The sequence below is a fragment of the Synechococcus sp. R50.1 genome (assembly GCF_047462115.1).
In the GTDB taxonomy this organism is placed as follows: domain Bacteria; phylum Cyanobacteriota; class Cyanobacteriia; order Thermostichales; family Thermostichaceae; genus Thermostichus.
Window position 1 is genome coordinate 32,373 of the sequence record NZ_JANSIN010000009.1, and the last position, 21,080, is coordinate 53,452.

A 21,080-nucleotide genomic window follows, 5' to 3' on the forward strand; every position below is an offset into this window, starting at 1 on the left:
AGCACGAGGGCGTGAAGACGCAAACAGCCCAGCGAACCCCATTCTATCGAGACTTGGCCAGGCAGCTTCCCTTCTGGGAAGGGATCCCTGAGCAAGCCCAAGCTGCTCAAGGTCGCAAGTACAATGGGAAAACTTCCCAGCCTCAGCAGAGCAAATGGCGATGCAGCGGGACTTACAAGAGCTGATCATCTCCCCAGCTCAAGTTGAAAGCCTCTCTCAAGTGCCGGTGGCTTGGTTGTATCGGCCTCAGCCTGCTCGTCGCTTTAAGGATCGCCTGCGCCAGTTCTCCGCTTTCTGGGATCTCCTACGCTTGCTGGTGACGCTGGACTTGTTCCTGCGTTTCTTGACCTTCTGGACAGGGGGATCCCTACTTACCCTGGTGGGGCGGATTTGGATCCCTGGCCTACAGGCCACTTGGGGCACTTGGCTGGTGGAATGGGGGATCCTGGCGGCTATTGCCGCCCTGGGCCAAGCCTATTGGATTTTCCGCAGCCGCCGCATGCCGCTGCTGTTGAATTTGCTGGGGGAGGTGGATCGCTACAACCGAATCATCCAGGCCATCCACGTCAACGACCAGTTGGTGGAAGCGGGCAACCCCGAGGTGAAGCTGGCCCAGAGGGCTGAGGTGATCGAAGCCCTGAAACTGACCCGGGCCGATCTCATCCGTGCCTTGAAAACCGAACGGATCTTGCGGCAAAACGAAGACCTGATCGAGCAGCAGAGCGAGTTCTTCGGCGATAACTTGGCAGCGTTGACAGCTCTGCAGGTGAGCGAGCAGGCCAGCGAACAGGGTCGTATCCTAGAGACTGCTTTACAGATTGCTCTGCAGGTGCGCTCCCAAATCCGCCGCTTACAAGAGCGAGAAGCCAACCAGGCCCCAAGCAGGGATCCAGACACCATTAGGGAAGATAGGCAGGATACAGACGGCAACTCGGATTGGCAATGAGCCTTTTGGCCCGCTCCCTCAGCTACGCCCAGAACCACAGCGACATGCTGTTTCAAGCTTTCGTCCAACACCTGCAACTGGTGGCGGTGCCTTTGGGAATGGGGCTGCTGTTGGGTTTGCCGCTGGGCTTTTTCAGCTCCCGCTCCCAGATGCTTTCCCTGGTGGTGATCAATGCGTTTAGCAGCCTGCGGGTGATCCCCAGTTTGGCCATTTTGTTTTTGGCCATCCCCTATTTCGGCCTCAGCTTTCGTTCGGCAGTTGTGGCTCTAACCCTTCTGGCTCTGCCCCCCATTCTGATCAGCACGGATGTGGCCTTCCGCAGCCTTGAGCCGGCCCTACGGGAAGCTGCCCTGAGCATGGGCATGACTCCTGCCCAGGTACTGCGGCACGTGGAGATCCCTTTGGCCTTGCCGGTGATCTTGGCCGGTGTTAAAACGGCTACCATTGAGGTGATTGCCAGTGCTACTCTGGCAGCGTTTATCGGCGCAGGAGGGCTGGGTACTTTCATTACCCTAGGGTTTGCTCTCTATGACAACGCCATCTTGCTGGTGGGGGCGATTCCGGTGGCCCTTCTGGCTATTGCGGCCGAGATCGGCCTTGGCACTCTGCAGCGGGCTTTGGAACCTCCCCAAGCCTGAGGTTCTGTGAGGGATCCCATGCTGTCTTCCTCTAGTTCTTCTGAAGTGCGATCCCGGTGGCCTTTCCGCTCCATTCCTTTGCGGGTGGCGTTGCTGCTGCCCCTAGTGCTCTCAGTAGCAGGGGGAGTGGGGGGAGTGGCCTATCTCTCCTGGCAGGGCGGGCGACACCTGGCGCTGCGCTTGACGGAGCAACTGAGGCGGGAAGTTACCGACCGCACCGAAGAGCATCTTGCCAGATATTTGCAAATTCCCCTTCAGATCAATGTCCTCAATCAAGGGGCAGTGAGGGGGGGGCTGCTGCCCGATTTGACAACCCCCAGCCCAGCCGATCTAGAGCTTTTGGAAGCTCACTTTGCCCGCCAGTTGCAGCCATTTCCTGAGCTCAGCTATGTCGGCTTTGTCTCGGCTCAAGGGGGGTTTGTGATCGCCCGCCGTCACGCCGACGGATCAATTTGGACTTACCATACACTCGGCCTGTTGCCGGGATCCGTCCAGGGCTGCCAACGGGATCCGGAAACAGGGGATCCCACTGGCCTGAGGAGGCAGTTAGGCTTTGTGGATTTGAGGCGGTTGTTCTGGTTTCCCCAGCTCCTGCAGTCGGAAGGGATCCGCGACACTTGGGTGGTAACCCGATTTTTTGCGGAGCTTCCTGCCCAGGATCCAGAGCGGCTGATCATGACGTCCCTATCCCTGACCGACTCGGGGGGGCGGGTTTACGGCAGCTTAGTGGCTTCCCTCTCCGTCCGGCAGCTTCAAGCCTTTCTGGAACAGATGGAAGGCCGTTCTCCTGCAGAGGTGAGTTTTCTGCTGGACGAGGAAGGACAGGTGGTGGCCAGTACGGCGGGGCCTGCTCCCCATCCGCTGCTGGTGGCTGTGCAAGAGCAGGTGGGCTCCTGGGAGACGGCCTCTTCTCAGAATTCGCTGCGCCTCGTGGTTGGCGGGATCCCCTACTGGGTGGAGGTGGAGTCCGTTCAGAGTAAAGGGAGGCTGGGCTTTTATTTTGTGCATGGGATCCCAGAGGCAACCCTTCTGGCCGAAGTCCATCGGGGCGCCCAACAGGCTGCGCTGCTGGGGGGTGGGCTATTGCTGAGCATGCTGGGGACAGGGATCCTCCTCGGCGAAGCTCTCTCCCGTCCCCTGCGCCGCCTCACCCAAGTAGCCGAGCAATTTATCCAAAGCGGTTTCCAGCCCTGGCCTCCTTTGGATCCCGGCCCCATCCAGGAGGTGCAGACGCTAACCAAAGCCTGGCAGCAGGCGGCAGCAGCTCAGCAGGCCCTGCTGGATCGTCTCTGGCAGCAGCAGCAAGAATACCGCGCCGTGGTGGAGCAGCAGACAGAGCTCATTTGCCGCTTTCGGCCCGATACCTGCATCACCTTCGTCAATCCTGCCTGTTTGCGCTTCTTCGGTCGGCGGGCAGAGGAGGTGGTGGGCCAACCTTGGCGGGATCGGCTGCCGGAAGAAGAGCAGGCTAAGGTGTTGCAAGCTTTTGCTGCTCTCACGCCTGAGCATCCTTTCTACTGCAGCGAGCGGGAGTATCCCGGAGAAAACGGCCAGTCCCGCTGGATTAGCTGGGTGGATCAGGGCATTTTCGACAGCCAAGGCCGCTTGGTGGAGATCCTGTCGGTGGGGCGGGAGATCACCGAGCAGAAACGGGCAGAACAACAGTTGCAAGCCCTCAACCGGGAGCTAGAAGCCCAGGTGGAGCTGCGCACGGCCAAGCTGCAGCAAGCCTTGCATTTTGAGGGGGTGCTGCGCGCCATCAGCAGCCGGATGGTGGTCAGCCTAAACGAGGGGGAAATTCTTGAAGAAGTGGTCAGAGCCCTTGCCGAGGCACTAGGCCTAACCTGCTGCCAAATCCTGCTGCTTTTAGAAGATGGGTCAACCTGGATCCCTGGCTACTGCTACTCCCCCCTTCTCTCTTCTGATGCAGCTCAGGGCGACAGGGCGGATCCCTTGCATGGGCCAGACTACGCCAGCGACCCGGAGTTCCTGCGCCTGCTGCAGTCCCATTCTTCCTCGCAGCAGAAATGGGAAATCCACTGCTGTTGTCGCACAGGGAAAGAGGGACGCTGGGTGCGGCTGCTGGTCTGCACCCTTTGGGACAAAGAGAAGCGGCTGGGAGCTTTGCTGTTGGAGCGGCTGCCGGAGCAAGAGTTTTCCCAAGACGAGATTCAACTGGCCTATCAGGTGGCCAACCTATGTGCCCTGGCCATCCGCCAAGCCCGTTTGTACCAAGCAGCCCAAGCGCAGGTGAAGGAATTGGAGCGGCTGAATCTGCTGAAGGATGATTTCCTCAGCACCGTCTCCCACGAGCTGCGCACCCCCATGACCAATGTGCGCATGGCCTTGCAAATGCTGCAAATGACCCGCGATAACCCCGAGAAACAGCGGCACTACTTCACCATTGCCCTGAAAGAGTGCAACCGGCAAATCGAGCTCATTAACGACCTGCTGGATATGCGACGGCTGGGAGCCGGGACGTATCTGCTGCAACCAGAGAATATTTTTCTGCCGCGGTATTTACAAGATTTGCTGGACGGGGCTCAGCCTTTGGCCCAAGCCAAACATCAACACCTGCAACTGCACCTGGAGGCAGGGATCCCCTCGCTTTGGGCCGACCCCACCTGCTTGGGGCGCATTCTGCGCGAGCTGCTGCACAACGCCATCAAGTACACGGCCCCCGAGGGATCCATCCACCTGCGGGTTGTCTCAGAAGGGCAGGGGATCCTCTTCGTCTGCAGCAACAGCAGCGAGATCCCAACAGCAGAGCTGCCCCGCATCTTTGAAAAGTTTTACCGGATCCCGCAATCGGATCGCTGGAAGCACGGCGGCACCGGCCTGGGGCTGGCTTTGGTGAAGCAACTGGTGGAGCACATGGGGGGGAATATCTCCGTCAACAGCTCGGATGGATGGACGCATTTCCAAGTTTGGTTGCCCCAAGGTGAGGATCCTGCTCCGCCATTGCCCGCAATGTCGGATCCCCAAGAGAGAGAGGCTGGGTGACCCCTATCCCGGCAAGACTTGTTGCTGCCAGAGGGCCTCCAGTTGCACCGTGTATTCGGAGTTCACGATGGGCACTGCCCCAGCAATGGCCTCTTGAATGGGGATCCCGGCGGCAGCCTCCAGTTGGGCAAAAGCTGTTTGGTAGTCGGCAGACAACCGGCTGACATCAATGAGCGGCAGATCCCCCCAAACCTCCGGCTTGAACTTTTCCAATTGCCCCTCCGGGCTGGCCAAAACCTCCGCCAAGACCATCGCCCCCCAAGGATTGGCCGCATTGATGGGAATGGCCGTGAACGAGGGATCGATCAAGCTGGTGCCCGGGATCCCATAGGGGGTGGTGCTGGGGGGAAATTGGCCGTTGCCCTTGCGTAAGATCACCTGATCGATAAAGGTGGGGATGAGCCACACTTCGCCATTGGCAAAGAGCTCCGCCAGGCGGGCAAAGGTGGGCGGGTAGGTTTGGCCCTGTCTCCACAGGAAGGGATCCAGCTTTCTCAGGTATTCCACCAGGGCAGGGGATTGTCGCGCCCAGAGATCGGCATCGAAGTCCGGCCCGCTGTACTGGGCATAGCCCCCGGTCACACCATAGAAGGCGCTCAACAAAAAGCGGCTGCCATGAAAATCCGGCGGGGCCACGTAGGTAAATCGCCCTGGGTTGGCCTCTGCCCAAGCCAACAGTTCGGCGTGGCTCTGGGGGGGCTTGGGCACCCGTTCGGCATCATAGGCCATCAAAAAGTAGTTGCCGGTGTAGGGTGCAGAATAGCCCTCAGTGGGCAGGCCAAAATCCGTTGCAATATCGGCGGGATCATAGAAGGTCAAGCTGGGCAATTTCTCAGCAAAGGGGCCGAAGAGCAAATTCCCCTGCTTGAGGGTGCGGAAGTTGTTGCCATTGATCCAGATGAGATCGATGCTGCCGCCGCTGCGCAGCCCGGCCTGTACCTCCCCAATCACCTTGTTGACTGCTTCAACGGTATCCGTGAGCGGGATCCGGTTCAAGCGAATGCCATAACGCTCCTGCAACTGGCTTTTCACCCAGCCATCCACGAAGCCATTGATGGCCTCGCTGCCGCTCCACATGGCCCAGTTGACAGAGCTGCCCCGCGCCCGCTCCAGAATGTCTGCCCAGCTCACGGATCCCAGATCCACCATGTTCTGGGAGGTGTTCTGGGCAAACGGAGAGCCTTGACTCAACGCCCAAGCCCCCAGGGATCCCAGGCCGGCCAACACCTGCCGCCGCTTCCAGAAAACGCTTTTGGGTTGCATAGCCTTGCCACCATCCCCATCCAACTTTCAGGTTCCAGATTCAACTTAAACTCTCCCCTCTTCCTTGGGGAAAGGGGCCGGGGGTGAGGGATCCCCGCCAACCCCCACAGGCCACAGAGCCTCTGGCGGCAAATGGATCCACACTGCCTGCCCCGGCGCAAACACCTGATGGGGAGCCACCCAAGCCTGCAGACTGCCCCAAGGGGTTTGTAAGGTCAGCCGTCGCTGGGTGCCCGCAAAGCGTTCCGCCATCACTTGAGCGGAGAAAACATTGTCGGCCAAGCCGGGCGGATGCGAAAACACCTGCACCTGTTCCGGACGCACCGTCAGCCGCACCTGACCTTGAAGTGGCACGGCGCTTTTCAAGCGGATCCCGTCGTTGAGGCGAAGTTGGTGACCCTCCGCCTGCGCATCGAAAAAATTGACCCCGCCAAAAAAGCGGGCAATGCGCTCGGAGCGCGGCTGCTGATAGAACTCCACAGGGGATCCCACCTGGTGTAGCTGCCCCTCAAACATCAGGCCGATGCGTTGGGCCATGGCTGTGGCTTCTGCTTGATCGTGGGTAACCAGCACCGTCGTCACCCCTGTTTCCGCCTGCAGCTCCAGGATGAGAGCCTGCATCTCTTGGCGCAGGTTGGCATCCAGGGCCGATAAAGGTTCATCCAACAGCAGCACCTTGGGCCGAATCACCAAAGCCCGCGCCAGGGCCACCCGCTGCGCTTGTCCGCCAGAGAGCTGGCTGGGCCGACGCTGAGCAAAGCCGGCCAATTGCACCCGCTCCAACATGCCCAAGGCGGCAGCCTCCCGCTCTGCCCGGGGAATACCCCGCATTTTCAGGCCAAAAGCGACGTTTTCCCCCACGCTCAGGTGGGGAAACAGGCGGCTGTGTTGGGACAGCAAAGTCACGCCGCGCCGTTCCGGCGGCAGAGGGTTGAGGGGGATCCCATCCAGCCAGATTTCCCCCGGATAGGGCAAGGGATCCGGCTCCAGCAGGCCGGCGATGAGATTGAGGGTGGTGGACTTGCCGCAGCCCGACGGCCCCAGCAGGGCGAAGATCTCCCCTGCCTCCACGCTCAAAGACAAATCCCTGAGGACAGGGATCCCTCCCTTGTGGAAGCGCTTGCTGAGGTGGCGGAGAACAAGGTGGCCCATGCTTGGGTTACCGATCAAACGCTCAATAGAGCTCTCAAACTCTCCCAAAATTAGAACAGAAAGTACCGTTGTGCCATGGGCAGCACCTCTGCCGGCTCGCAGGTGAGCAATTCTCCATCGGCCCGCACTTCATAGGTCTCCGGGTTCACCTCAATGTGGGGAGTGGCGGTATTGAGTTTCAAGTCCGCTTTGCCGATCTCGCGGCAATTTTTCACCGCTACGGCCCGGCGCTGGATCCCCAGTTTTTCCGGGATCCCCAAGTCTAGAGCAGCCTGGGAGACAAAGAGCAGGCTGGTCTCGGTCAGGGCGCGGCCAAAGCTGCCGAACATGGGGCGGGGGTACACCGGCTGCGGGGTTGGAATGGAAGCATTGGGATCCCCCATTTGGGCGTAGGCAATCAGGCCCCCCTTCAGGACGATTTCCGGCTTAACCCCGAAAAAGGCTGGCTTCCACAGACACAGATCCGCCAGTTTTCCCACCTCCACCGACCCGATGACGTGGCTGAGTCCTTGGGCGATGGCAGGGCAGATGGTGTACTTGGCTACGTAACGCTTGGCCCGGAAGTTGTCGTTGCGGCTGCTGTCTTGCGGCAAAGGCCCCCGCTGCACCTTCATCTTGTGAGCCGTCTGCCAAGTGCGGATGATTACCTCCCCCACCCGGCCCATAGCCTGCGAGTCGGAAGAGATGATGCTGAACACCCCCATGTCATGCAAGATGTCCTCGGCGGCGATGGTTTGGGGGCGAATGCGGCTTTCGGCAAAAGCAATATCCTCCGGCACATTCTTGCTCAGGTGGTGACACACCATCAGCATGTCCAGATGCTCTTCGATGGTGTTGCGGGTAAAGGGGCGGGTGGGATTGGTGGAGCTGGGCAGCACGTTGGGCTCCGAGGCAATGCGAATGATATCGGGGGCATGCCCACCCCCGGCCCCTTCGGTGTGAAAGGTGTGAATGGTGCGGCCATTGATGGCGGCGATGGTATCTTCCACAAAAGCCGATTCATTTAAAGTATCGGTGTGGATGAGGGTTTGGATGTCGTACTCATCCGCGACCTGCAGGCAGCTGTCGATCACCGCCGGCGTGGATCCCCAATCTTCATGGATCTTGAGGCCGCAGGCCCCCGCTTCCACCTGTTCCCGCAAAGCTGCGGGAAAAGCCGCGTTTCCCTTGCCAAAGAAGCCCAAATTGACGGGGAACCCCTCCGCCGCCTGCAACATTTTGCCCAAGTTCCAAGCTCCAGGGGTGCAGGTGGTGGCTTTGCTGCCGGTGGCCGGCCCGGTTCCGCCCCCCAAAAGGGTGGTCACTCCCGAAGCGATAGCAAACTCGCACAACTGCGGGCAGATGAAATGCACATGAGCATCGATCCCTCCCGCCGTCAGGATCAGGTTTTCCCCGGCAATCACCTCAGTGCTGGGGCCCACCACCATGCCCGGCGTCACCCCCGCTTGGATGTTGGGGTTGCCGGCTTTGCCAATGCCGACAATGTAGCCATCGCGAATGCCCACATCCGCCTTGACGATGCCCCACCAGTCCAGGATCAGGGCGTTGGTGATCACCAGATCCAAGGCCCCATTGGCGCGGGTGGCCGTCGGCGATTGCCCCATGCCATCGCGGATGGTTTTGCCGCCCCCAAACTTAATCTCCTCACCATAGGTGGTGAAATCCTCCTCCACCTCGATGATCAGCTCGGTGTCCGCCAGGCGCACCCGATCCCCTACGGTGGGGCCGTAGTTGCTGACGTATTGGCGACGGGGAATCTCTAGGGTCATAGGGTGGTATCTGCAAAAGGGCTGCCAGGGTTTTACCACACATCCCCACCCAGGGGATCCCTTGCTGTCTATTGTTCAGTTCCAACCCTTCCTGAGAACGGATTGGGTTGGCTGAAAATTCGTTACATATATTTACATCTATGATCGAAAGAACAATTGCCAATCGACTCCAGCCTCGATGGGACAAGGGATCCCTCGTTTAATTATTGTGAAGCAACTGAGGGCTCACAAACCCTGACCTATAATGCCAGGTAAGTCCTGCCCTGGGGGAATCTTCTGCCAAGGGGTAGGGATGCTTCGTTCCTTGTCGCAAGAGAGGAGTTCTTGATGACAACTACGCCAAAGGAGCGAGAGCCGAAGGTCAAGGTGTCGGTTGATGTGGATCCGGTTCCCACCTCATTTGAGAAATGGGCCAAGCCGGGGCACTTCGACCGCAGCCTATCCCGTGGCCCCAAGACCACGACCTGGATCTGGAACCTCCATGCTCTTGCTCATGACTTCGACAGTCACACCAGCGACTTAGAAGACGTCTCTCGTAAGATCTTTTCCGCTCACTTCGGCCACTTGGCAGTGGTTTTCGTCTGGCTGAGCGGCATGTACTACCACGGAGCTCAGTTCTCCAACTATTCCGCTTGGCTGGCGGATCCGATCAACGTCAAGCCCAGCGCCCAAGTGGTCTGGCCCATCTTCGGCCAAGAGATCCTGAATGGGGATGTGGGCGGCGGCTTCGAAGGGATCCGCATTACTTCTGGTCTATTTCACCTCTGGCGAGCTGCCGGCATCACCAATGAGTTTCAACTCCTCTGCACCGCCATCGGTGGCTTGGTGATGGCCGGGCTGTGCCTGTTCGCCGGCTGGTTCCACTACCACAAGCGGGCTCCCAAGCTGGAGTGGTTCCAAAATGTGGAATCGATGCTCAACCACCACCTGGCGGGCCTGCTGGGGCTGGGTTCTTTGGCCTGGGCCGGTCACCAAATCCACGTGGCCATTCCCATCAACAAGATGTTGGATGCGGGCGTGCCGGCGGATCAGGTGCCTTTGCCCCACGAGTTCATCCTTAAGCCGGCCCTGATGAAGGAGATGTTCCCCAGCGTGGATTGGGGCATCTTCAGCGGGTTGGTGCCCTTCTTTACCTTGGATTGGGGCAAGTACGCGGAGTTCCTCACCTTCAAGGGTGGCCTGGATCCGCAGAACGGTGCCCTCTGGCTGACCGACCAAGCCCACCACCACTTGGCCATTGCCGTGCTCTTCATCGTGGCCGGGCACATGTACCGCACCAACTGGGGCATCGGCCACTCCATTAAAGAGATCCTGGAAGCCCACAAAGGCCCCTTCACCGGCGAAGGCCACAAGGGCCTCTACGAAGTGCTCACCACCTCTTGGCATGCCCAACTGGCCATCAACCTGGCCATGGTGGGATCCCTGAGCATCATCGTGGCGCAGCACATGTACGCCATGAACCCCTACCCCTACATGGGCATCGACTACGCCACCCAGATCTCCCTGTTTACCCACCACATGTGGATAGGCGGCTTCTTCGTGGTGGGGGGTGCTGCCCACGGGGCCATTTACATGGTGCGGGACTACGACCCGGCGGTGAACCGCAACAACGTGTTGGATCGGGTATTGCGCCACCGCGACGCCATCATCAGCCACCTCAACTGGGTGTGTCTGTTCTTGGGCTTCCACGCCTTTGGCTTCTACGTCCACAACGACACGATGCAAGCCCTGGGCCGTCCGCAGGACATGTTCTCGGACACCGGCATCCAACTGCAGCCCATCTTTGCCCAGTGGATCCAGTCGCTGCACACTTCGGCCATTGCCAGCACCGCTCCCTATGTGGGCGCTTCGGTTAGCCCCATCTTTGGCGGCGACGTGGTAGCTGTGGGCGGCAAGGTCTCCATGATGCCGATGGTGCTGGGCACGGCGGACTTCATGGTGCACCACATCCACGCCATGACCATCCACATTACGGTGCTGATCCTGCTCAAGGGGGTGTTGTTTGCCCGCTCTTCCCGGTTGATCCCGGACAAAGGCAAATTGGGCTTCCGCTTCCCCTGCGATGGCCCAGGCCGCGGCGGCACCTGCCAGGTCTCCGGCTGGGATCACGTGTTCCTGGGGCTGTTCTGGATGTACAACTGCATCTCCATCGTGATCTTCCACTTCAGCTGGAAGATGCAGAGCGACATCTGGGGCACCGTCAACGCCGATGGCACCATTGAGCACATCACCGGCGGCAACTTTGCCACCAGCGCCATTAACATCAACGGCTGGTTGCGGGACTTCCTGTGGGCGCAATCGGTGCAGGTGATCAACTCCTACGGCTCGGCTCTGTCGGCTTATGGGCTGCTCTTCTTGGGCGCTCACTTTGTCTGGGCCTTCAGCCTGATGTTCCTGTTCAGCGGTCGCGGCTACTGGCAGGAGCTGATTGAGTCCATCGTTTGGGCCCACAACAAGCTAAAAGTCGCTCCGGCCATTCAACCCCGCGCTCTGAGCATCATTCAGGGTCGGGCGGTCGGTGTGGCCCACTACCTGTTGGGAGGGATCGTCACCACCTGGGCGTTCTTCCTGGCACGGTTCGGCGCACTCGGCTAAGGCAAGGAGGAAGAGAGAATCATGACAACTGCAACTCGTTTTCCCCAATTCAGCCAAGACCTGGCCAGCGATCCCACCACGCGTCGGCTGTGGTATGGCATTGCCACCGCCCACGACTTCGAGACCCACGATGGCATGACGGAGGAGCGGCTTTACCAAAAGCTGTTCGCCACCCACTTTGGCCATCTGGCAATCATCTTCCTGTGGGCCTCCGGCAACGTCTTCCACATCGCCTGGCAAGGCAACTATGAGCAATGGGTAGCCAACCCCACGGGTGTCACCCCCATCGCCCACGCCATCTGGGATCCCCACTTTGGCAAGGCAGCGGTGGAAGCCTTTACCCAACCGGGGGGCGGCGGCCCCGTCAACGCGGCCTACTCTGGCCTGTACTATTGGTTCAACACCATTGGCCTGCGCACCAACGGCGATCTCTACACCGGCGCGATTGGCCTGCTGTTGTTGGCGGCAGTGTTTCTGTTTGCCGGCTGGCTGCACCTGCAGCCCCGCTTCCGGCCTAGCCTGAGCTGGTTCAAGAACGCTGAAGCCCGTCTCAACCACCACCTGGCCGGCTTGTTTGGGGTCAGTTCCCTGGCTTGGACTGGTCACCTGGTACACGTCGCCATCCCCGAGTCCCGCGGGCAGCACGTAGGCTGGGACAACTTCCTTACCACTCTGCCCCACCCGGCAGGTCTGAAGCCCTTCTTTACCCTCAACTGGGGGGTGTATGCCCAGAACCCGGACACGGCCAACCATGTCTGGGGCACGGCAGAAGGGGCGGGCACGGCCATCCTCACTTTCTTGGGTGGCTTTAACCCCAACACCCAGTCCCTGTGGCTGACGGACATGGCCCACCACCACCTGGCCATCGCGGTGATCTTCATCGTGGCCGGCCACATGTACCGCACCAACTGGGGCATTGGCCATAGCATCCGGGAGATCCTTGGCGCCCACAACCCCCCCAAGGGCACTCCCTTTGGAGGCCTGCTGGGAGAAGGCCACAAAGGTCTCTACGACACGGTCAACAACTCCCTGCACTTCCAGTTGGCTCTGGCCTTGGCCTGTCTGGGGGTGGTGACCTCGCTGGTGGCGCAGCACATGTACGCCCTTAACCCCTACGTGTTCATGTCCATGGATCACACCACGGAGGCGGCTCTCTACACCCATCACCAGTACATTGCTGGCTTCTTGATGGTGGGGGCTTTTGCCCACGGGGCCATCTTCCTGGTGCGGGACTACGATCCTGAGGCCAACAAGAACAACGTGCTGGCGCGGGTGCTGGATCACAAGGAAGCGATTATCTCCCACCTCAGCTGGGTATCGCTGTTCCTGGGCTTCCACACCCTGGGGCTGTACGTCCACAACGACGTCATGCAGGCCTTTGGCACGCCGGAGAAGCAGATCTTGATCGAGCCGGTGTTTGCTCAGTTCATCCAGGCCTCTCACGGCAAGATGATCTACGGCATGGATGTGTTGTTGTCCAACCCCGACAGCCTTGCTTCTACCGCTTGGCCCAACTACGGCAACGTGTGGCTGCCGGGCTGGCTGCAGGCCATCAACGATCCCAATGGATCCCTGTTCCTGCCCATTGGCCCGGGTGACTTCCTGGTGCACCACGCCATTGCGCTGGGCTTGCACACCACCACCTTGATCTTGGTCAAGGGGGCGTTGGATGCCCGCGGCTCTAAGCTGATGCCGGACAAGAAGGACTTTGGCTACAGCTTCCCCTGCGATGGCCCGGGTCGGGGCGGCACCTGCGACATCTCCGCCTGGGATGCCTTCTACCTGGCCATGTTCTGGATGCTGAACACCATCGGCTGGGTTACCTTCTACTGGCACTGGAAGCAGCTTGGGGTTTGGAGCGGCAACACTGCCCAGTTCAACGAGAACTCCACCTACCTGATGGGCTGGCTGCGGGATTACCTCTGGGCCAACTCTGCTCAGTTGATCAACGGCTACAACCCCTACGGGATGAATAACCTGGCGGTTTGGGCCTGGATGTTCCTGTTTGGCCACTTGGTCTGGGCGACGGGGTTCATGTTCTTGATCTCCTGGCGCGGCTACTGGCAAGAGCTGATCGAGACCTTGGTGTGGGCGCATGAGCGCACTCCCTTGGCCAAGCTGATCCGCTGGAAAGACAAGCCGGTGGCCATGTCGATTGTCCAAGGTCGTCTGGTGGGTCTGGCCCACTTCACGGTGGGTTACGTGCTGACCTACGCGGCCTTTGTTATCGCCTCGACAGCCTCTCAGTCGGGGTAGCAAGCCCATAACCTGCTGAATAGGGATCCCTCGGCTGGTCCAGGGATCCCTTTTTTGTGAGTTGGTAGAGTGGTGATATGAAGTTTAGGGTCTGATGAGTTTGGTCGATGACTCTAGCTGCCCAATTGGATCCCTATATCAGGCGATATACCTTTGAGGAGTTTCATCGACTGATTGAGTCTGGACAGATTGAAGAGCCCAATCAGTTGGAGCTGATTGACGGGCTCCTGGTTCAAAAGATGACGAAAGGGGAGAGGCACGCCGCCTACTGTAGCCGCCTGTACCGACTGTTGGTGGGCCTTGTGCAGGAGCAAGCTATTGTGCGCACCCAGGATCCGGTGCAACTGCCCCCCAATCACGAGCCAGAGCCCGACTTTGCCATTGTGCGCTTTCAGCAGGATGAGTACCGCTCTCGGCATCCTCAGCCCGAAGACATCTATCTCATCATCGAAGTGGCTGATTCTTCCCTTACCTATGATCGGGAAGTCAAACTCGGACTCTACGCCAAAGCCGGGATCCCCAACTACTGGATCTTGAACTTGCAAGAGAACTGCCTAGAGACGTACAGCTTGCCAATAGAGTCGGGAGTTTACCAAAAAAGAGAGGCTTACACCCCCAAGGAAAAAGTTGGGATCCCAGGGATCCGGGCTGGAGAACTGAGTCTGGATCGGTTTTTTTCAATCAGGTGAAGGCAGGGATCCCTTGCCGGCAGATCGAGTCTTGCCTGGCAGGAGTATTGTGGGTGGGGAAGCATTTGCAAAAGGATTGTTGATGAGCTACGACGCAGTGGTGATTGGGGCCGGGCATAACGGGCTGGTGAGCGCTTGCTATTTGGCCAAGGCCGGGCAAAAAGTGCTGGTGCTGGAGCGCTATCACACCGTTGGTGGGGCTGCCATTACAGAAGAAATTCACCCGGGCTTTCGCGTGTCGGTGGCTTCCTATTCCTGTAGTTTGCTGCGACCGGAGATCATTCGCGATCTGCGCCTGCCGGACTATGGCTTTGAGGTCTATGCCAAGCAACCTTCCTATTTCATGCCTTTCCCGGATGGGCAGCACCTCTTCCTGTATGCCGATAACCGCGCCAAGAGCAAAGCGGAAATTGCCAAGTTTTCTCGCAAAGATGCGGAAGCCTACGACCGCTGGGAGGAGTTTTGGGATCGGGTGAACGAGGTGGTGGAGCCAACCTTAATGCAGCCGCCAATTTCACTGGGCCAACTGGCGGATCGCTTTGCAGCTGCTGGCTATGAAGACGATTTCCGCCGCATCATGCTCCTCTCGACCACCGATCTTTTGGATGAGTTCTTCGAGTCGGAGCAGGTCAAGGCGGCGATGGCTCCCCAATCTTTGATTGGCACCTCAGCCGGGCCGATGACTCCGGGTACGCCCTACATTTGGCTAGTCCATGCGGTAGGTCGGGCTATTGGCTCGCGTGGGGTCTGGGGCTATGTGCGCGGTGGGATGGGATCCATTACCCAAGCGATGGCCAAGGCAGCTCTGGACTTGGGGGTGGAGATCCGCACGTCTGCTCCAGTGGCGGAGATCTTGATGGAGAGTGGGCAGGCCGCTGGGGTTATCCTCGAATCGGGGGAAACCGTGCGGGCGCGGGCGGTTCTCTCCAATGCCCATCCCCAAATCACCTTTTTGCGGCTCTGCTCCTCTTTGCCCCCAGACTTGCGTGACCGGCTAGAACGGCACTACCGCACCTCAGGCCCGGTGTACAAGCTCAACTTGGCCCTGGAGGAACTGCCCCGCTACACGGCGGCCCCTGCTGAAGTGCCCCCAGAAGTGGTCAGTTCCGCCACGGTAGACATTGCTCCCTCGGTGGCCTATCTGGAGCGGGCTTGGGATGACTGCAAGTACGGGATCCCTTCCCGGGATCCGTTTATCGAGATCTACAGCCAATCCCCCACCGACCCAACAATGGCTCCCCCAGGCAAGCACATTCTCTCCTGCTTCTGCCAGTTTGTGCCTTACCAACCCAAAGGGCGGGACTGGAACGATGGCCTGCGGGAGGAATTTGCCGATCGGGTGATCGACAAAATTGCCCAATTTGCCCCCAACATTAAAAACGCCGTGATCGCACGGCAGATGTTGTCGCCCGTGGATCTGGAGGCCCGCTTCGGCCTTGTGGGGGGCAGCATTTTTCACGGGGAAATGACGCCGGATCAAAGCTACAACCTGCGGCCCATCTCCGGCCTGGCCGACTATCGATCCCCCATTCCCGGCCTTTACCTCTGCGGCTCAGGGGCGCACCCAGGAGGCGGAGTGACCGGGATCCCTGGCCACAACTGCGCACAGGTGGTGCTCAGCGATCTACCCAAGCTCTGACCGACGAAAAGGCCAAGCCAGAGCGGATCCCTGCTCTGGGATCAAACGGGTTGCCTGGGTTACAGCCGCACCTGCGTGCCCTCAAAGAATCCACGAATAATGAGAATAACTCCCCCTGCATCAGGAGTACCCGTATTTCCGTCGCCAATTGGTGAGTTCGGGCCTATAACTTGGTTGTCAGTGGGGAACTCTTGCTCAATAAAGAATTGCCCAGAGATATTCGAGCCAGAGGTGGTTGGATCGAAAACCAAATTCAAGTTGCCTCGCAGCAGAGAACCGCCAATATCTGCCCTATTAAACGGCCCGGCCAGTTGTGCCCCAGCTAAGGTGCGGAAGACAAAATCTCCCGTGGTGGGGACAATGCCCTGAAGGATAACAGGACTGAGATTAGTTCCCTCCACAGGGGATCCAGGCAACGTACCTGTGGAGCGCTCGGTGCGCAAGGAGAAGAAGTAGTCAAACGCGGTAGGGGCACCGGGACGCTCAGGGACGGGCAACTGCGGGATCGGGGTGGGGAAAGGTCGCGGCGGCGGGCTAACCTGCACAAAGTTGAGAACTGTGCTGGTGTTGGCCGGATCAAACTCCGCTTGAACACGACCGTTCAACAGGCGGCGGATGCGAACCAACTGATTGGGCAAGATGTTCGGTCGAGTCGGATCCGGAGCAAACAGCACCGACTGCGTACCCACCTGGGCAGGACGATAGACAATCTCCGCCTGGTTGGGACGGAAGTTCAGGCGTGCAAACAGGGCCAAGGCATCCTCGGGAGTGCCATCGCCCGCAACCCCCCGCTGCCGCACCACAAAGCTGGCGGAGAAACTACCTGTCTGGAGAATGGCAGATACTCCTTCTGTTGGGTTCACGAAGCTTCCTGCTGGCGGGTTGCCACCTGGGCCAGGATCTTCATAGAGTACCCCTGTGGTAGGGACAATGAGAGAAGAATCTCCCTCGAGAACGACCTGATTGCCATTCCTGTTCACCAAAATGCGGCGCACGGTGAGCGTTAAAAGCGTTAAAACAGTGCCGTCATCTCGGATAGCCCTGAAGGTGGTATTCACCCGAATGCGCTGGTCGTTGGGGAGGGTTGAAACTGCAACCAGCCCGGCGATATTGAATTGCGTAGATAGCCTGCCGTCGTTGGGTCCAAAGGCAGTGATATTCACCAGCGGTGTGGTTCGCCCAATTTGGATGGCCAGGGTGCTGGAGCGAAGGGTGGAGTCAATCGTCAAGTCACTGGCTGGGATCTCGTTCACAGGCAACTCGTTCACAGGCAAGATGCGGGCTTCAACATTGGCGATGCGAGCTTCACCGCTGCCTTGGAGGGGGTTGGTGCGCACAGGGATCCCGTTGTCAAACCTCGGATTGACATAGTCCAAGCGGAGGCTGGTGGTCTCCAGCACCGAGCCGGGGGTAAAGCGATACTCCTGGGCCGAGACAAAGGCAGCCGGATCTACCTGGACGGGCCCAGGCAAGGTCGGAGACTCATTAACTTCTCCGCAGCCGCCTAGCAGCAAGACTCCACACAAAACCGCCAACGAGCGACCTTTGAAGTTCATACGGCACTTCCTCACACACCTTAAATCTGGGCAAATCCACACAAAATGGGGAGAAGGCACCCAACCCCTAACGCTACAGGTAAGCTGGCCGCCCCTGCTCGAGGCTATGATACCCCATATCTAGGGGATGGGCCATTTCCAGAACAATTTCTTGCATTTGCTCTGCCGCTCGCTTGACAACGCTCTAGGATGCAGTAGAACTAACAGCAGGCATCCCCCTTGAAATTGTGCAGATGCATAAGACTTGAGCAAGCTCGGTGGATCCCCGCTGGACGCTGCCTAAGACGTTTGCTGTGGTGTGAGTGAGTGGAGATTTTTCGATGAGACGACGTTTTGGCTCAGCCCTTGGCCGTGGCGGCCTCTCTCTTTGGGCAACCTGTGCTTCGGTTGCGCTGATTACCGGCTGCAGTAGCGAGACCACCAGCGGGGTGCCGCCTCTACTGGCTTCTAGCGGTGCCACGCCTCCTCCTGTGGCCGTTGCCCCCACGATTGCCCCCAATCTCACGCCCATCACCTTTCGCCCAGGGCCGGACTTTGCCCCCATCACCCCGCCGCCGGTTCAACCCGACCTTCCGGATCCGCCTAGTCTAACTGGGGGGTTTAATCTTTCATCAGTGGGATCCGCCTTTGTAACTATCACCTTGAGCGGCTTATTTGCTCCAGGAGTGATCAGGAGCGTAGAGGTTCAGTTTTTTAACATCAGTCGCGGCACGGATATTACCAGCATCTTTTTGCCGACGGCAATTGAGCAGTTTAGAAATACGCTGATAGGCAGAGGCAATAGCTACGACGACCGAATCAACGGGATCACCCTCACCGGCGGCTTTACCTTTCCGGCTGACCCGGCTGCCTATACTGCCAATGTTGCTACAGGAGAAAGGGTTTTGGTAATCGTGGTCATTCGAGATTCATTTGGTCAAGCTCTGAGTCTGGAAGCGGACGCCCAAGCCCCCTAAGCTAGAGCTGAGTAAGGCTGTTTGGGTTTGTGCCACGAGAGAGTTGAATGGCAGGAGGATGAGGGAATGAAAACGGGAAAAGTAGCTGGGGTTTTGGCTTGCCTGTGTTTGGGCTTGTTAACAGCTTGTCAACAAACTAAAGAGGGGAATCCAATCAGCTCGCTGCCAGGGCCAATCATCCCTGTGCAAAACCCGAATACAGAACCCGGAGGAACGGGGGTAGGGCTGCCATCCACTCCTCCGATTGGATCTGTTCCCCCAGGTCAACCCAGCCCTCTTGTGCCCCCTCCTGTGTCGGCACCGACGATCCCGCCCCTGCCCACTCCCAATCCCTCTCCCAGCATCGTTGGCCTGCCTCCAGGCCCCCTGTCGGTTCCTGCTCCAGGGTTTAATAAGCAGTTTGTTCCTAACTCGACTACAAACGGCAACGTCGTGGCTGTTGTCTTCACAATTACGAACACTGCAACTGTTCCCATAACCGGCCTCAGTTTCATCGACATTTTGCCCAGCACTCCGGCTTTAGGGTTACAAATTACGACTCCACCAGTTACCTCAAACACCTGCGGTGGCATGCTGGCAGTAACTGGTGGTGGGACCACGATTTCTCTCATGAACGGAAGCCTAGCCGCGGGTGCCTCCTGCGTGGTTTCTGTATCGGTCAGGCAACCTCCGCCCCTGCCTGTGACACCACCATCAGCGATCTACACCAACCCACCAGTTACTCTCTTGAGCAATGGCGCGCCGCCAGTGACTTCTGTTCCAGATCCAGCTACTGTAACTTTTAATTAGAGTTCTTACCCTTGACCCAAGTAAAAGTGAGGCAGATGGGTCAAGCTGTGAGCATTCCTATGCTGCTCAGCAGAGCTTGGGGGGAGAGGCCAACCCTGTAGGCTGCCGCAGTTTGGCAGCCTCTCAGTCTCTGCACTCAAGAGTCAAAGGGATCCAGCTTTGCGCAAAAGATTATCTGGGATATTAAGCTGTTGTGCTGTTCAAGCCGGCTGCCCAATCCAGCAGGCGATTCACTTCTTCCGGGGTTTTGGCTTCCGAGTACAACCTCAGCAGAGGCTCGGTGCCACTGCCGCGAATCATCACCCAACTGCCGTCGGCAAGGGTAAATTTGTGGCCGTCTTTGTCGAAATGTTTGATCACCTTCTGCCCCAAAATCTCAGCCGGGGGATCCATTTGCAGCCGTTGGAAGAGCTGGGTTTGTTGGTTTTGATCGGCGAGGTGGAGATCGCGGCGCAGGTAAACAGAGGTGAACCCTTCCCGTTCCTGCAAAGCCCGGTAGATGGTGCTGAGATCTTGGCCGGTTTCCGTAACCGCTTCGATGAGATACAGGGCCGAAAGCAGGGCATCCCGCTCGGGAATGTGGCCCAAGTAGCCGATGCCGCCCGATTCCTCTCCACCCAAGAGCACCTCTGTGCTCATCATGCGCTCGGCGATGTACTTAAAGCCCACCGGCATTTCCGTAACCGGTAGGCCATAGTGCCCCGCAACTTTAACAAACAGTTCGGAGCCGCTGATGGTTTTGACAATCTCGCCCCGCAAGCCGCGTCGCCCGGCCAGGTGGTCGATCAAGATGGGGATCAGGATCTGCGGGCTGAGGAAATGGCCTTGCCCATCGAGAGCCGCAATGCGGTCGGCATCCCCATCAAAGACCAAACCCATTTTCAAGGGGGCGGGATCCGCCGCGATGATCTGAGCAGAAGCCTGCAGGTTTTGGGGCAAGGGCTCGGGGGGAAATCCCCCAAACAAGGGATCCCGATGCGCCTGCAACTCAATGACCTTCTCCCCCAAGAGGCGCTTGAGGCCGCCAGCGCCAGAGCCAAACATGACATCCACCCAAATCTTGGCCGGGGATCCCTTGAGCTTTTCCAGATCCACAAAGCGGCTGAGCTGAGCCAGGTAGCCGGGCCAGGGATCCCAGGTGTGGATGGGGGCCTTGTGGGATCCAAGAGGCTGGAGGCTTTGCAGCTCCTGCTCGATGGCGGCGGTAACTTCCGGCGGCACGGAGCCACCAAATCCTCCCTTGACCTTGAGGCCGGAATAGTGGGGGGGGTTGTGGCTGGCGGTGATCACCAAAGCGCCGTGGCAGCCCCGCTCCTTGGCACCCCAGCTAAAGGCCGGCGTTGGGGCCACACAGGTGGAGAGGTAAACTGGGATCCCCAGGCGGGCCACCACTTCGGCAGCGTGGGCGGCAAAGCGCTCCGAGAGAAAGCGGTTGTCGTAGCCAATCAGGATCCCTTCGCCGGGGTAGGTGCGGGCCAAGACTTGGGCGCTGGCCTGGGCTGCAAGGGCCAAGTTTTGGAAAGTAAAGGCATCGGCAATCACGGCTCGCCAGCCGTCGGTGCCAAAACGGATCGGGGTATCGGCCATAGTGGTGTTGCGGTGGGTGCTGCCGCTTCAAGTCATAGCACGAGGCGGGAGTTGCGGGGTTCGGTCTGCTCTCAACTTCTTCGCTTCTTCTCTATCTCTATTGAGATGGGATGTGAGATGGGATGAGATGGGATCCCTCTCGCGGGGCCCGCAGAAGCGGATAGAGTAACCTGGAAAGCGTTCCGCTCCTTTGTGCCATGACTCAGCAACTGACTCTCGACGGACTGGGATCCGAATCGAAC

General features: G+C 58.9%; 13 protein-coding genes. 8 read left to right on the forward strand and 5 right to left on the reverse strand.

Annotated elements, in window-relative coordinates; genetic code table 11:
* Positions 1–154: 154 nt before the first annotated feature.
* From NW870_RS04170 to NW870_RS04180, 3 genes are read left to right on the forward strand one after another with little or no spacing between them, the layout of a single operon-like run.
* A complete protein-coding gene (locus NW870_RS04170; protein WP_414374050.1) occupies positions 155–946 on the forward strand; it encodes a hypothetical protein in 792 nt (263 codons plus the stop codon).
* A complete protein-coding gene (locus tag NW870_RS04175) occupies positions 943–1,584 on the forward strand; it encodes an ABC transporter permease (RefSeq protein WP_414374051.1) in 642 nt (213 codons plus the stop codon). Before NW870_RS04170 ends, NW870_RS04175 begins: the two co-directional genes overlap by 4 nt.
* Positions 1,585–1,602: 18 nt before the next feature.
* Positions 1,603–4,587, forward strand: a complete 2,985-nt coding sequence (locus NW870_RS04180; protein ID WP_414374053.1) for an ATP-binding protein — start codon at positions 1,603–1,605, stop codon at positions 4,585–4,587.
* A 3-nt stretch (positions 4,588–4,590) separates the two neighbouring features.
* Here the strand turns inward: NW870_RS04180 and NW870_RS04185 are convergent, their stop codons facing one another.
* The 3 genes from NW870_RS04185 to ureC are packed head-to-tail and all read right to left on the reverse strand — an operon-like array spanning position 4,591 to position 8,771.
* Positions 4,591–5,850 carry an ABC transporter substrate-binding protein gene (locus tag NW870_RS04185; RefSeq protein WP_414374055.1) on the reverse strand — a complete coding sequence of 420 codons (1,260 nt, stop codon included), beginning with the start codon at positions 5,848–5,850 and terminating at the stop codon, positions 4,591–4,593.
* Positions 5,851–5,895: 45 nt separating this feature from the next.
* On the reverse strand, positions 5,896–7,002 hold the full coding sequence (locus tag NW870_RS04190; RefSeq protein ID WP_414374056.1) for an ABC transporter ATP-binding protein: 1,107 nt from the start codon (positions 7,000–7,002) through the stop codon (positions 5,896–5,898).
* 50 nt (positions 7,003–7,052) lie between these two features.
* Positions 7,053–8,771, reverse strand: coding sequence for an urease subunit alpha (gene ureC / locus NW870_RS04195; RefSeq protein ID WP_414374057.1), 1,719 nt, complete (start codon positions 8,769–8,771; stop codon positions 7,053–7,055).
* A gap of 327 nt (positions 8,772–9,098) precedes the next feature.
* Between ureC and psaA the strand changes: the two genes are divergently transcribed.
* From psaA to NW870_RS04215, 4 genes are all read left to right on the forward strand, one after another.
* Positions 9,099–11,366, forward strand: a complete 2,268-nt coding sequence (gene psaA / locus NW870_RS04200) for a photosystem I core protein PsaA (protein WP_414344621.1) — start codon at positions 9,099–9,101, stop codon at positions 11,364–11,366.
* A gap of 21 nt (positions 11,367–11,387) precedes the next feature.
* Complete coding sequence (psaB, locus tag NW870_RS04205) at positions 11,388–13,622, forward strand: photosystem I core protein PsaB (protein WP_414332634.1); 2,235 nt, start codon at positions 11,388–11,390, stop codon at positions 13,620–13,622.
* Positions 13,623–13,729: 107 nt separating this feature from the next.
* Complete coding sequence (locus NW870_RS04210; RefSeq protein ID WP_414374059.1) at positions 13,730–14,311, forward strand: Uma2 family endonuclease; 582 nt, start codon at positions 13,730–13,732, stop codon at positions 14,309–14,311.
* Between the two features lie 82 nt (positions 14,312–14,393).
* Positions 14,394–15,950: a phytoene desaturase family protein gene (locus tag NW870_RS04215; protein ID WP_099812798.1), complete on the forward strand. Its 1,557-nt coding sequence runs from the start codon at positions 14,394–14,396 to the stop codon at positions 15,948–15,950.
* Between the two features lie 59 nt (positions 15,951–16,009).
* Here NW870_RS04215 and NW870_RS04220 read toward each other — a convergent pair whose 3' ends face one another.
* A complete protein-coding gene (locus NW870_RS04220; protein ID WP_414374061.1) occupies positions 16,010–17,506 on the reverse strand; it encodes a hypothetical protein in 1,497 nt (498 codons plus the stop codon).
* Positions 17,507–17,826: 320 nt separating this feature from the next.
* Here NW870_RS04220 and NW870_RS04225 point away from each other — a divergent pair, with 320 nt between their 5' ends.
* Positions 17,827–18,462: a hypothetical protein gene (locus NW870_RS04225; protein ID WP_414374063.1), complete on the forward strand. Its 636-nt coding sequence runs from the start codon at positions 17,827–17,829 to the stop codon at positions 18,460–18,462.
* 972 nt (positions 18,463–19,434) lie between these two features.
* Here the strand turns inward: NW870_RS04225 and NW870_RS04230 are convergent.
* The gene (locus NW870_RS04230; protein WP_414374065.1) at positions 19,435–20,838 is read right to left on the reverse strand and encodes a phosphoglucomutase/phosphomannomutase family protein; all 1,404 of its coding nucleotides are present in this window, start codon (positions 20,836–20,838) and stop codon (positions 19,435–19,437) included.
* Between the last annotated feature and the right edge of the window lie 242 nt (positions 20,839–21,080).